We start from the raw sequence: 12,611 nt of genomic DNA on the forward strand, positions 1-12,611 counted from the left end.
GCAGGCAGGGCCGGAGCGCCTACCCCGGCTGCATGAGCACCCAGCCCCGCACGCTTGCCACTATTGCCGACCCACTTGCAGAGGGGAGGCGCACGAAGAAGCTGCGCGCATGGATCGGCTGGGGCGCGCTCGCGCTGCTGGCGCTGACGCTGCTGGTGCTGCTGGTGTGGGAGGGGATCGCCGCCGAAGCGAGTCCGCCGCCGCCGGAGCGCGATTACCGGGCGGAGATTATCCGTGACCAGTTCGGCGTGCCGCATATCTACGGCAAGACCGATGCCGACGTCGCCTACGGCCTCGCCCGCGCCCATGCGGAGGACGATTTCTTCACCCTGCAGGACGTGGTGGCGATGACCCGCGGCCGTTACGGCGCGATTGCCGGCACGGAAGGCGCGCAGCTCGATTTCGCGCTCGCCCTGCTCGATGCGCGCGGCACGGCGCAGCGCGACTATCCGCAACTGCCCGCCGACACTCGCGCCGTGTTGGAAGCCTATGCCAGCGGCCTCAACGATCATGCCGCCGCCCATCCGGGGGAACTGAAGCTGGCGAACCTGTTCCCGGTGAACGGCGAGGATATCGCCGCCGGCTTCGCGCTGCGCCAGCCGCTGTTCTTCGGCCTGTTCAACACCGTCGGCCCGCTGGTGGCGGACGAACCGCTCAACCGCGAATTCGGCCCGCGCATCATCCTGGATGCCGAAAGCGCCCCGCCCGCCCCGCTGCCGCAGGGCGAGGATGCGGCCAACGTCGGCTCCAACGCCTTTGCCATCGCGCCGCAGAAATCGGGCGACGGGGTCACCCGCCTCGTGTCCAATTCGCACCAGCCGTGGCGCGGCGGCGTGGCGTGGTACGAGGCGGTGGTCGAAAGCGAGGAAGGCCTGCACTTCGCCGGCGCGACCTTCCCCGGCAGCCCGTTCATCTTCCTCGGCCATAACGAGAAGCTGGGCTGGACCAACACGGTCAACCGCCCCGACATGACCGACGTCTACAAGCTGGTCGTTAACGAGGACGAGACCGAATACCGGCTCGACGGCAAGTGGCTGCCGCTGGAGCGGGAGGATGTGACGCTGGCGGCGAAGATCGGCCCGCTGACGGTGCCCGCGACCCGCAGCATCTATCGCAGCGTGCACGGCCCCGTGATCCGGCAGGACGACGGCGATTTCTACGCCATCCGTTATGGCGGGATGTATTCGATCGCGATGCTCGATGCCTATTACCGCCTGCCCAAGGCGCAAAGCTTCGAGGAATGGCGCGGGATCCTGGCGACCCACGCGATCCCTTCCACCAATTTCATCTATGCCGACGAGACCGGCAACATCGCCTATATCTACAACGCCTCCATCCCCGACCGGCCCGAAGGTTACGACTGGCGCGGGATCCTGCCGGGCGACGAGAGCGCGGCGATCTGGAACGGGCTGGTCGATTACGATGCGCTGCCGCAGTACAAAAATCCCGGCTCCGGCTATCTCTACAACGCGAACAACCAGCCGTTTTTCGCCGCCGGCTCCAGCGACCTGTCTCCCGACAGCGTGGCGCCCGAAATGGGCGTCGAGCTGACGATGACCAACCGCGCCTTTCGCGCCGACAAGCTGATGCGCGAGGCCGACACGATCGACCGCGAAACGCTGGAGCGGATCAAGTACGACACCGGCTACGAACGCAAGGATTACGTCGCCGACCTGTTCGATGCGATCGCCGGGCTCGACGTGTCGGACGACCCGCAGCTGCTCGAGGCCCAGTCGCTGCTCGCCGGGTGGGACTTCAAGGCGGACGGGATCGGCACGGGCGACGCGCTCGCGCTGCTGATGATCCGCGAGGCAATGGGCAATCGCTACAACAACGAGGCCGCGCCCGACACGCGCGAACAGCTGGAAGCCGCAGTCGACCACCTGATGACCCATTTCGGCCATCTCGACGTGCCGCAGGGCGAGCTTTTGCGACTGCGCCAGGGCGATACCGACCTGCCGCTCGACGGCGGCAGCGACACGCTGCGCGCCTCCACCCTGTGGGACGTGGAAGACGACGGCAGGCTGGCCGTGCGCCACGGCGACAGCTTCCTGATGTTCGTGGAGTGGGCGCCGGGCAAACCCGTGTCCTCGGAATCGATCCAGCCCTACGGCCAGGCCATCACCCGGCCCGATTCCATGCATTTCGCCGATCAGGCTGCGCTGTTCGTCATGCACCGGCTGAAGCCCGTGCATTTCTGGCGTAGCGATGCACGCGCGAACTCGCGGGTTCGCTACACCGTCAGCAGCCGCTGATTTCCGTAAGGGATTTTGCCGCGCGGGGCGCAGCGACTATCCTGCGCGCCATAACGAACGAAGGCGAGTCGGGCCGGACGGAGCGGCTTGCCACGGGGGAGACATCGATGACACGCCGTTTGAGCCGCCTTTTGCCTGCCGTATCCGCTTTCGCGCTGCTCGGCGCCTGCGCCACGATGGAGCCGATGGACGACATGGCCACCGTGGCCGCCGCGTCCGAGGCCGCAGCCGCCCAGCCGGTCGCCGCGCCGACCACGGTCGAGGCGTACAGTCGGCAGGCCGCGCTGCTGTCGCAGCTGGTCGATGCGATCGACATTCCCTACGAACAGTTCACGCTCGACAACGGGCTGACCGTTGTGGTGCACGAGGACCGCAAGGCCCCGGTGGTCGCGCTGAGCGTTTGGTACGACGTCGGTTCCAAGCACGAACCCGCCGGCAAGACCGGCTTTGCCCACCTGTTCGAACACCTGATGTTCAACGGCAGCGAGAACGCACCGGGCGACTTCTTCGAGCCGCTGCAACAGGTCGGCGCGACCAATTTCAACGGCACCACCAACGCCGACCGCACCAACTACTACGAGACGGTGCCGACCGCCGCGCTCGACCGGGCGCTGATGCTGGAATCGGACCGCATGGGCTACCTGCTCGGCGCGGTCACGCAGGAGAAGCTCGATAACCAGATCGGCGTCGTGCAGAACGAAAAGCGGCGCGGCGACAACCGTCCCTATGGCCTGCTGCGCTACGAAGTGGTCGAGAACATCTTCCCGCGCGGCCACCCCTACCACCACTCCACCATCGGCTCGATGGACGACCTGTCTAATGCCACGCTGGACGATGTGAAGCAGTGGTTCCGCGACCATTACGGCCCCAACAACGCGGTGCTCGTGCTGGCCGGCGACATCGACGCCGCCGAAGCGCGCCCGATGGTCGAGCAGTGGTTCGGCGCAATCGACCGCGGTCCGGAGGTCGTCCATCCCGACGTGCCGGTGCCAACCCTCGCCGCGAACACCGAAAAGGTGGTGAAGGACCAGATTTCCACCACCCGCATCTATCGCATGTGGCCGATCCCGGGTTCGGGCAGCGCCGACAACATGACGATCGAGCTCGCCGCCTACGCGCTGGGCGGGCTCGCCAGCAGCCGCCTCGACAACGCGCTGGTGCGCGACCAGCAGGTCGCCGTGAGCGTGTCGAGCTGGACCTGGAGCAACGAGGACGCGGGCGTCTTCATCGTGCAGGCCGACGTGAAGCCGGGTACCGACCGCGCCACGGTGGAAGCCGCGCTGGATGCACAAGTCGCCAACTACATCGCCGGCGGGCCGACCGCGGGCGAGCTTGAGCGCAGCAAGGTCTCGATCGCGTCGGGCACCATTTCCGGCCTCGAATCGACCGGTGGCAAGGCGGTGACACTGGCCGGCGGCGCACTCTACAAGGACAACCCCGGCCAGTATGCGGTCGACCTGCAGCGCATGGTCGCCGCCACGCCCGAAAGCGTGACCGCCTTCCTGCAGCGCTGGCTGACCAAGCCGCGCTTCGCCCTCGTCTACGAACCGGGCGAGCGGACCGAAGGCGGCGAAAGCCGCGGCGGCGCGGCGATCCCCGAAGATATCGGCGGGCTCGACGCGGCCGCGCTCGATTATTTCTGCGGTGCCTCCACCTGTTCGGACGAACAACTGGCCGAACTGTCGTTCCAGGATCGTTCGCAGCTGCCGCCCGTCGGCCAGCTGACCGATCTCGACTTCCCCGATATCGAACGCGCCACGCTGTCGAACGGCATGGAAGTCTATTTCGCCCGCCGCGACGCGGTGCCGACCGTGTCCGTCGAGGTTGCTTTCGATGCGGGCTTCTCCGCCGATCCGCGTGACGCGCTGGGCACCCAGTCGCTGATGCTGGAGCTGATGGAGGAAGGCACCACCTCGCTCGATTCCGTTGCGCTGGCGACCGTGCAGGAAGTGCTCGGCGCCGATATCGGCAGCTCTGCCGACGGGGACTGGACCACGTTCGAACTGTCCGCCCTCGCCCCCAACCTCGCCCCGTCGCTGGCGCTGCTGGCGGACTACATCCGCAACCCCGCCTTTGCCGACAGCGACCTGGAGCGCGTGCGCGCCCAGCAGCTCAACCGGATCGAGTCGGAGCTGAAGAACCCGCAAGCAATGTGGCAGCGCGCCATGGCACAGGTGTTGTTCGGGGAGCATCCCTATGCCGTGCCGCCCAGCGGGACCGGCGATATCGACGTCGTGCGCGGCCTTTCGCGCGGCGACCTTGCCGCCTTCCACGACACGTGGCTGCGGCCCGACAACGCGAAGGTCTTCGTGGTCGGCGATACCACGCTGGCCGAGGTTACTGCGCAGCTGGAAGGCACCTTCGGGTCGTGGGCCGCGCCGGCCGCGCCCCTGCCGGCCAAGAACCTCGACGTCGCCGTGCCGGAGGCGCGCCAGCGGATCGTCCTCATCGACCGGCCGAATTCGCCGCAGTCGGTGCTGACCGCCGGCCGCGTGCTAAATGTGCGCGGCACGGACGACAACACCGCGCTGTTCGCCTCGAACGAGATCCTCGGCGGAAGCTTCCTCAGCCGGATCAACATGAACCTGCGGGAGACCAAGGGCTGGTCCTACGGCTCGCGCTCCTTCGTCCAGTCGGCCGTCGACCGCCTCAGCTACGTGGTCGTCGCGGAAATCCAGGCCGACAAGACCGGTGCCTCGCTGCTGGAAATCGAGAAGGAATTGACCGGCTATTCCGGCGACAACGGCGTCACCGCGGCAGAGCTGGAGCGGACCGTCAACGGCAACGTGCGCGAATTGCCGGGCCAGTTCGAAACCTCCGGTTCCGTCCTCAACGGCCTGGTCAACATCGTGAAATACGGCCGCCCGGACGATTACTACGAAACGCTGGCCGGCAAGTACGAGGCGCTGACCGCCGATACGCTGGGCGACCTTGCACGCGAGAATTTCAGCTTCGGCGACCTCGTGTTCGTGATCGTCGGCGATGCTGACGTGGTGATGCCGCAGCTGGCCGATCTCGGCTACGATGTGGAACTTCGCAAGGCCTCTGCGGATTGATAAGAAAACCCCCTACCCAAGAACGATAACAGGAGAATTCGAATGACCGATGTTGGTGGCAAGTACGACTGCGTGACCAAGAGCCCGATGGGCGACCAGACAAGCACGCTGACCGTGATCCCGGGCGACGACGGCAAGACCTTTACCGGCACCAACAAGGGCCAGATGGGCGAGTTGGAAATCAAGGACGGCACGATCGACGGCAACACGCTGACCTGGAAGATGGACATGGTCGTGCCGATGCCGATGACCCTGAACGCCACCGCCACGGTGGACGGCGACCAGCTCAACGGCACTGTCAACGCCGGCGCATTCGGCGACATGGCGATGACCGGCACCCGCGTAAACTGACGCGTAGCCGCAGCTAAAAGGAAAGGCCCGCCGGATACGATCCGGCGGGCCTTTTTGTTTTCGGCATGAAAGGGCGCAATCAGCGGAATAGCCTAACGACCTCCCCGTCGACCAGAATCTCGGCGGGGGGTCCGTCCCGCGTGAACACGACTTCGGTCCGTGCCGAGGCCAGATCGTCCGGAACGAACACGAGAATTCCGTCCTCGATGTGCGCATTAACGAAATCGGATCGGTATTGACCGAGATACCTTCCGTTGCTGAGAAACAGGAAACGCCTGCCGCCGTGGACTGCGCATTCCGGACAGGCAGGCCGCAGCCGGTATCGATGCTCGCAAATACGGAATAGATGGTCCGCGGCCTTCACTTGGCCGACATAAACGAGAGAAATATCGTCCATTTCGCAGTCCACGGACCCCGAAAAGCCACTGGATACCAAGGCCTCTCGAATATTGCCGAGACATGCAGAGGGATCGGTCCCCTTCGCATCTCCACCGAGACCGAAACTCAGCACAGCAACAATTGGAAGAAGCAAATCGCGCATCGCCAAATTTTATCGCAACACGAGAATTGTGCAATCGCTGCGACCGATCTTACTTGTCGCGGCTGACCGTCCCTACCCGTCCAGCTTCTTGCGCAGCAGTTCGTTGACCACCTGCGGGTTGGCCTTGCCCTGCATCGCCTTCATCGTCTGGCCGACGAAGAAGCCGAACAGCTTGTCCTTGCCCGCGCGGTATTGTTCCACCTTGTCCTGGTTCGCGGCGAGGACCTGGTCGATCTCCGCCTCGATGGCGCCGGTGTCGCTTTCCTGCTTCAGCCCTTCGCGTTCCACGATGGCTTGTGCGCCGTCGCCGGTCTCGAGCATCTTTTCGAGGACCTGCTTGGCGATGGAGCCGCTGATCGTGCCGTCGGCCACCAGCGCGAGCAGCTCTGCGCCCTTTTCCGGCGTGACGGGGCTGGTCTCCAGCGTCTTGTCCACACGGTTGAGCGCGCCGAACAATTCGCTGGTGAGCCAGTTGGCCGCCTGTTTCGCGACATCGCCCTTGCCCTTGTTCGCCCGGCGCGCGGTCGCTTCCAGCAGCTGTTCGAACCACGCGGCGGTATCGACTTCGGCGGTCAGCACGTTGGCGTTGTAAGCCGACAGGCCGAGCTCGTTCACATAGCGGTCGCGCTTGGCGTCGGGAAGTTCGGGCAAGGACTCGCGGCATTCGGCCACGAAATCGTCGTCCAGTTCCAGCGGCAGCAGGTCGGGATCGGGGAAGTAGCGATAATCGTGCGCGTCTTCCTTCGACCGCATGGAGCGGGTTTCGTTGCGGTCGGGATCGTAGAGCCGCGTTTCCTGCACCACCGTGCCGCCGTCCTCGATCAGGTCGACCTGGCGGCGGGCTTCCTGTTCGATCACCGCCATCACGAAGCGCACCGAATTGACGTTCTTCGTTTCCGTGCGGGTGCCGAATTCCTCGCCCGGCTTGCGGACGCTGACGTTGACGTCGGCACGCATCGAGCCCTGCTCCATGTTGCCGTCGCACGATCCGACATAGCGCAGGATGGAGCGCAGCTTGCGGACATAGGCGCCCGCTTCGGCGGGGGAGCGCATGTCGGGCTTCGACACGATTTCCATCAGCGCCACGCCGCTGCGGTTGAGATCGACATAGGAGAAGGCGGGATGCTGGTCGTGCATCAGCTTGCCCGCATCCTGCTCCACATGGATGCGCTCGATCCCGATGGTCTTGTCCTCGGGGATGCCGGCTTTCTCGTCGGCATCGATGACCAGCTGCCCCTCGCCCACCAACGGGTGGTAGAGCTGGCTGATCTGGTAGCCCTGCGGCAAATCGGCGTAGAAATAGTTCTTGCGGTCGAACCGGCTCCATTTGTTGATCTTCGCATCGATGGCGAGGCCGGTGCGCACCGCCTGGCGGATGCATTCGCGGTTCGGCACCGGCAGCATGCCTGGCATCGCCGCATCGACGAGGGAGACCTGCGTGTTCGGCTCCGCCCCGAATTCGGTCGAGGCGCCGGAGAACAGCTTCGCCTGGGTCGAGACCTGCGCGTGGACTTCGAGGCCGATGACGACCTCCCAGTCGCCAGTGGCGCCGTGGATCGTGTAGTTGCTCATAGCGTTTGCCATATCTTTAGAGTGCCCAAACCTCAAAGTTCCACGCAACCCTGACAACTTTACCCCTCTCTTCATGTAAAGATATCGTCTGCGACTTGCGCTTCTTCTCAAGAAAAATTGAGCGACCTTCATTTACGCTCGTGCGGGCGTAACCTTGAGAATTCAATTTTCGTGCCGACGATACATAACTATCGCCTGTACAAATATTGAATTTGCACCCGGAATCGATTGCACCCTTCGGCTCGACCAATGCCGTCAACAGGCCGGGGCCACGGTATAAGGAGAAGGCGACGAAACTTAGTAAGACGACGAAAAATGTTCCGATAATCGCTTTGGCGAAGGCGCTCACCACCTCTTCTCCGGCTGCGCGGTGAAGCCGGCGCGTTTTTCTATCGCGAGGCCGGCATTCAGCACGCCCTGCTCGTCGAAGGCCTTGCCGATGATCTGCAAGCCCAGCGGCAGGCCTTCGCCGTTGAGGCCGGCGGGCACGCTCATCGCGGGCAGGCCGGCGAGGCTGGCGGGCACGGCGAACACGTCGTTCAGATACATCGCCAGCGGATCGTCGCTCTTCTCGCCCAGCGCGAAGGCCGCGCTCGGCGCGGTGGGCGCAAGGATCACGTCGCAGTGGTCCCACGCCTGCTGGAAGTCGCGCGCGATCAGCGTGCGGATCTTCTGCGCCTGCGTGTAATAGGCATCGTAGAACCCGGCGCTGAGCACATAGGTGCCGATCATCACGCGGCGCTTCACCTCGTCGCCAAAGCCATCGGCGCGGGTCGCGGCATACATGTCCTGCAGCCCCGCGCCTTCTGGCAGGTCGCGCAGGCCGTAACGCACGCCGTCATAACGCGCGAGGTTGCTGGAGGCTTCCGCCGGGGCGATGATGTAATAGGCCGGCAGCGCGTATTTCGTGTGCGGCAGGGAGATGTCGACGATCTCGGCCCCCGCATCCTTCAGCCACGCGATACCCTGGTCCCAGCTGGCCGCGATTTCCGCGTCCATGCCGTCCATCCGGTATTCGCGCGGAATGCCGACGCGCTTGCCCGCAAGATCGTCCGACAGGCCGCCGAACCAGTCGGGCACGTCCATCTTCAGGCTGGTCGCGTCCTTCGAGTCGAAGCCAGCCATCGCGCCGAGCATGATCGCGCAGTCGGCTACGTCTCGCGCCATCGGCCCTGCCTGGTCGAGGCTGGAGGCGAACGCCACCACGCCCCAGCGCGAGCAGCGGCCGTAGGTCGGCTTGATGCCGGTGATGCCGGTAAAGGCGGCGGGCTGGCGGATCGATCCGCCGGTGTCGGTGCCGGTCGCCGCGGGGCACAGCCGGGCGGAGACCGCCGCGCTCGATCCGCCGGACGAGCCGCCGGGGGCCAGCGCCGCATTATCGCCGTTGCCGCGCCGCCACGGCGAAATGACGTTGCCGAAGTAGCTCGTCTCGTTCGAGGAGCCCATGGCGAACTGGTCCATGTTGAGCTTGCCCAGCATGGTGCAGCCCGCGTCCCACAGCTTCTGCGAGACGGTGCTTTCATATTCGGGCACGAAGCCTTCGAGGATGTGGCTGGCCGCGGTGGACTGCACGCCTTTGGTGCAGAACAGGTCCTTCATGCCGATCGGCACGCCGGCCATGGCGGGCAGGTCCTTGCCATCGCTCCGCGCGGTGTCGACCGCGTCCGCCTGTTCCAGCGCCTTGTCCGGCGTGGCGACGATGAAGGCGTTGAGCGCCGATGCGGCAGCGACGTTGGCGTTGAACGCCTCGGTCACTTCGCGCGCGGTGAATTCACCGCCGCGCACACCGTCGCGGATGGCGCGCACGCCCAGCTGGGTAAGGTCGGTCATTCGATCACCTTGGGCACGGCGAAGAAGCCGTGTTCCGCGTTGGGCGCGTTCGCCAGCACCTTGTCACGCACGCCGCCGCCGGTCAGCGGGTCGGCATCGACCACGTCGTCGCGCAGGCGCAGCTGGTTGGGGATGACCGCCGTCATCGGCTCCACGTCGCTGCAGTCGACTTCGCCCAGCTGGTCCACCCAGCTGAGGATGTTGTTGAGTTCCGGCACCATCGCCTCGCACTGCGCATCGTCGAGCCGGATGCGTGCCAGAGAGGCGATCTTGGCCACTGTTTCCTTATCTACGGACATGGCGAGGGCGTTAGCCTTGCGCAGGCTTTGCTTCAAGCGGTGTTAGCGGACGCAGCAGACCTATTCGAAGATGTCGCCGACCGGCTTGCCGTCCACATAGACACGCCGCCCGGTGACCTCGCGAATTTCGGCGCTCGCAGCGTCGAGATTCTCCACTTCAAGCTGGCTTGCGCGGCCGCCATCAGGGGCTTCAGGAGGGAACGGCACCAGATCGGCCCCGCGGAAAAACACATGCGAGGTGCCGAGCCCGTTGGTCAGCACGACGCGGCGCCGGCCATCGCGTTCCCCCGCGTCGAGCGCGATACAGGCCTGCTCGCACTGCCACGGATTGTCATCGATGTAGTTCTCCACCGCCTCGCGCAGGGCGGGGTCGGTAAAGGCGTAGCGGATCTCGCCCTGCTCCTCCGCACGAGCCTCGATTTCATACCCCCAACGGTCATCGTCGTTCAGTGCGTTTGTTGCGCGTTCAGCAATGTCACGGTCGTTCGACTTTGCAAGCCGCGCCAGCGCCGTGCGGCCGGCATCGCCGAATTCCCACTTCAGCGCCGCGTAATCGAACTCCTCCGCGCTCACCGCCCCGCTTTCCAGCCGGGCGAGCTGGTCGCGCGTGCTGATCGCGCCGAGGTCGAGGATCGGCAGCGCCAGCAGCAGCGCGAGCACGCTGGTGCCGACGGCGAGGTGCAAGTTCGCCTGCCGCAGCGTGTCGCGCCAGGTGCCGGACTTCCACCCGCGCACGAGCGATACGGCGTAGGCGAGGCCATAGGCGGTAGCGACCGCAACGGTCAGCAGCGCCCAGATGCGTTCGGGGCTGAGGCCGTGCTGGCCGATGCGCAGGCCGATGGAGACGGCCGCGAACACCGTCAGCGGCAGGATCAGCGCGGCCAGCACGCGCGCGGACCAGCGCAGCACCGCATTGCCGGTCATCGCGCGGTCGTCGTCCCGCAGGATCGCGTTGGCGAGCACGAAGCTTGCCGCAGCGCAGGCGAGCAGCAGCGGCGTGGCGCTTGTCGTGGCATTCCACAGCACCTGCGGCCCCGAAACGACCAGCGCGATCAGGAACAGCGTCAGCGCGGCGGCGAAGGGCACGGCGAGGATCGAGAGCACCAGCATCGCGACATGCTGCACCGTCCCGAGCACGCGGCGCTGGTTGCGCAGGACGCCGAGCGCCCCGCCGAAGGCCGCGCCGGAGAACATCCAGCCGAAAGCGGGCTCGTGCATGAGGTCGTCGAGGATGTCGATATCGATCGTGCGGAACAAGGCTGCGAGCAGCACCATAAGCAGCCACGACAGGCCGGTGAAGGCAAACGCCCCGGCGGCGCTCAGCGCGTCGGTCCAGACGTGGAAATGCATCACCTCATACGAGGTGCGCCAGCGATCGCGCAGGAAGCCCGCCTGGAACAGCGGCAGGGCGAGGCCGAGGGCGAGGATGCCCGCCGCGACCCAGAACGGCGCATCTGCCGTGTTGTCGCCGGCGCTGACGGCCCGATAGGCGATCCCCGCCATCACCAGCCCGGCAACGAAGCCGAACAGCGCAGCGCGCAATTCCCGCCCCTCGTCCATGGCAAAGGCCGCGGCAAGCCCGCCGAAGAGGGCGAAGGCGGCCAGCGCCATCTGCGTGGGATTGTCGCCCGCCCCATCTGCGCGCGTGACCGCGAAGATCATAAAGCCGGCGATCGCCAGCAAGCTCGCAAGGATCCACGGCCGCAGCGGCCAGTCGTTCAGGGCAGCCGCCTGCGGCCCCTGCGGTTCGATATCGTCGTCCATGGGGCGCGAGTTTTCACCCGCCCGCATCCCCACGCAAGTGGGCGCCGCGAGTTATTCGCCGCGACTGTTTATTCAGTCGGAGCCGGAGTCGCGCCCTGCTGCTGTTCCTGCAACTGGCGCTGCAGTTCCTGCTGCATCTGCATCTGCTGCTGCATCGCCTCGATCTCCGCGCGGGTGCGGAATTCCAGCAGTTCGACTTCGAAATTGAGGTCGGCGCCGCCCGGGATCGGGCCGCTGCCCGCCTCGCCATAGCCTTCGGCGGCGGGGATCTTCACGCGGTACTTGCCGCCCGGCTGCATGACCTGCAGCGCCTTGGAGAAGCCCGGGACCACGCCGTCGACCGGGAAGGCCGCATCGTCGTTCTGGTCGAAGACCGTACCGTCTTCCAGCGAGCCGGTGTAGGCGACGCGGACGAAATCGTTGGACGCCGGACTGTCGCCCTCGCCTTCCTCGATCACCTGCACCGTGGTGCCGCCGTCCAGCGTCTGGACCTTGGGCATGGAGGCCCAGGCAAGGCCGGCCGCGGCCAGCACCAGCACGGCGATCGCCACCCACAGCTTGGTGAGCGAGCCCTGCTTGATCGGGCGGAGTGGTACGCGGGTGATCTCGGTCATTTCAACACATGTCCTGATACGCAAAAGGGCGCGGAAAATTCCGCGCCCTCATGGCTTAGTCGAAAGGTGCCCGCAAGCGCCTATTCGAACGATGGCTCAGCCTTCGCGTTCCATCCGCTTGCGCTCCATCTTGCGGGCGCGGCGCACGGCAGCGGCCTTTTCACGGGCGCGCTTCTCGCTCGGCTTTTCGTAGTGGCGACGCAGCTTCATTTCGCGATACACCCCCTCCCGCTGCAGCTTCTTCTTGAGCGCGCGGAGGGCCTGGTCGACATTGTTATCGCGAACCATGATCTGCATAAATTACTCAACCTCTTTCAAAACGATGCGGC

At 65.5% G+C, this 12,611-nt stretch carries 11 protein-coding genes; 3 read left to right on the forward strand and 8 right to left on the reverse strand.

All coding sequences use genetic code 11. The features are described from left to right. The first annotated feature begins 32 nt into the window (after positions 1-32). The 3 genes from VCJ71_RS07295 to VCJ71_RS07305 all read left to right on the forward strand — a co-directional run bounded on the left by VCJ71_RS07295 (position 33) and on the right by VCJ71_RS07305 (position 5,662). Complete coding sequence (locus tag VCJ71_RS07295; protein WP_324640107.1) at positions 33-2,255, forward strand: penicillin acylase family protein; 2,223 nt, start codon at positions 33-35, stop codon at positions 2,253-2,255. Positions 2,256-2,362: 107 nt separating this feature from the next. Beyond that, positions 2,363-5,311, forward strand: a complete 2,949-nt coding sequence (locus tag VCJ71_RS07300; RefSeq protein ID WP_324640109.1) for a M16 family metallopeptidase — start codon at positions 2,363-2,365, stop codon at positions 5,309-5,311. Positions 5,312-5,353: 42 nt separating this feature from the next. Beyond that, positions 5,354-5,662, forward strand: coding sequence for a hypothetical protein (locus VCJ71_RS07305; RefSeq protein ID WP_324640111.1), 309 nt, complete (start codon positions 5,354-5,356; stop codon positions 5,660-5,662). Positions 5,663-5,741: 79 nt separating this feature from the next. Here the strand turns inward: VCJ71_RS07305 and VCJ71_RS07310 are convergent, their stop codons facing one another. The 8 genes from VCJ71_RS07310 to rpsU form a co-directional block, all read right to left on the reverse strand. Continuing rightward, entirely contained in the window at positions 5,742-6,203 is a 462-nt protein-coding gene (locus VCJ71_RS07310; protein ID WP_324640113.1) for a hypothetical protein, read from the reverse strand. Positions 6,204-6,275: 72 nt separating this feature from the next. Beyond that, positions 6,276-7,775, reverse strand: coding sequence for an Asp-tRNA(Asn)/Glu-tRNA(Gln) amidotransferase subunit GatB (gene gatB / locus VCJ71_RS07315; RefSeq protein ID WP_324640115.1), 1,500 nt, complete (start codon positions 7,773-7,775; stop codon positions 6,276-6,278). A 16-nt stretch (positions 7,776-7,791) separates the two neighbouring features. After that, positions 7,792-8,124: a hypothetical protein gene (locus VCJ71_RS07320; RefSeq protein WP_324640116.1), complete on the reverse strand. Its 333-nt coding sequence runs from the start codon at positions 8,122-8,124 to the stop codon at positions 7,792-7,794. Continuing rightward, positions 8,121-9,605 carry an Asp-tRNA(Asn)/Glu-tRNA(Gln) amidotransferase subunit GatA gene (gatA, locus tag VCJ71_RS07325; RefSeq protein WP_324640118.1) on the reverse strand — a complete coding sequence of 495 codons (1,485 nt, stop codon included), beginning with the start codon at positions 9,603-9,605 and terminating at the stop codon, positions 8,121-8,123. Before gatA ends, VCJ71_RS07320 begins: the two co-directional genes overlap by 4 nt. Continuing rightward, positions 9,602-9,904, reverse strand: coding sequence for an Asp-tRNA(Asn)/Glu-tRNA(Gln) amidotransferase subunit GatC (gene gatC, locus VCJ71_RS07330; RefSeq protein WP_290135995.1), 303 nt, complete (start codon positions 9,902-9,904; stop codon positions 9,602-9,604). The genes gatA and gatC overlap by 4 nt, the downstream gene beginning before the upstream one ends. A gap of 60 nt (positions 9,905-9,964) precedes the next feature. After that, on the reverse strand, positions 9,965-11,668 hold the full coding sequence (locus VCJ71_RS07335) for a DUF4153 domain-containing protein (RefSeq protein WP_324640121.1): 1,704 nt from the start codon (positions 11,666-11,668) through the stop codon (positions 9,965-9,967). A gap of 68 nt (positions 11,669-11,736) precedes the next feature. After that, complete coding sequence (locus VCJ71_RS07340; protein WP_324640122.1) at positions 11,737-12,282, reverse strand: FKBP-type peptidyl-prolyl cis-trans isomerase; 546 nt, start codon at positions 12,280-12,282, stop codon at positions 11,737-11,739. Positions 12,283-12,378: 96 nt separating this feature from the next. Further along, a complete protein-coding gene (gene rpsU, locus VCJ71_RS07345; RefSeq protein WP_290135998.1) occupies positions 12,379-12,579 on the reverse strand; it encodes a 30S ribosomal protein S21 in 201 nt (66 codons plus the stop codon). Positions 12,580-12,611: the final 32 nt, after the last annotated feature.

It is taken from the genome of Pseudoblastomonas aquimaris (genome assembly GCF_035481675.1).
In the GTDB taxonomy this organism is placed as follows: Bacteria; Pseudomonadota; Alphaproteobacteria; order Sphingomonadales; family Sphingomonadaceae; genus Alteriqipengyuania_B.

What these genes read in the sequence shown, in the direction of transcription:
- VCJ71_RS07295 (WP_324640107.1), top strand. Translation starts at nt 33, where the DNA reads ATGAGCACCCAGCCCCGCACGCTTGCCACTATTGCCGACCCACTTGCA.
- VCJ71_RS07300 (WP_324640109.1), top strand. Translation starts at nt 2,363, where the DNA reads ATGACACGCCGTTTGAGCCGCCTTTTGCCTGCCGTATCCGCTTTCGCG.
- VCJ71_RS07305 (WP_324640111.1), top strand. Translation starts at nt 5,354, where the DNA reads ATGACCGATGTTGGTGGCAAGTACGACTGCGTGACCAAGAGCCCGATG.
- VCJ71_RS07310 (WP_324640113.1), bottom strand. Translation starts at nt 6,203, where the DNA reads ATGCGCGATTTGCTTCTTCCAATTGTTGCTGTGCTGAGTTTCGGTCTC.
- gatB (WP_324640115.1), bottom strand. Translation starts at nt 7,775, where the DNA reads ATGAGCAACTACACGATCCACGGCGCCACTGGCGACTGGGAGGTCGTC.
- gatA (WP_324640118.1), bottom strand. Translation starts at nt 9,605, where the DNA reads ATGACCGACCTTACCCAGCTGGGCGTGCGCGCCATCCGCGACGGTGTG.
- gatC (WP_290135995.1), bottom strand. Translation starts at nt 9,904, where the DNA reads ATGTCCGTAGATAAGGAAACAGTGGCCAAGATCGCCTCTCTGGCACGC.
- VCJ71_RS07335 (WP_324640121.1), bottom strand. Translation starts at nt 11,668, where the DNA reads ATGGACGACGATATCGAACCGCAGGGGCCGCAGGCGGCTGCCCTGAAC.
- VCJ71_RS07340 (WP_324640122.1), bottom strand. Translation starts at nt 12,282, where the DNA reads ATGACCGAGATCACCCGCGTACCACTCCGCCCGATCAAGCAGGGCTCG.
- rpsU (WP_290135998.1), bottom strand. Translation starts at nt 12,579, where the DNA reads ATGCAGATCATGGTTCGCGATAACAATGTCGACCAGGCCCTCCGCGCG.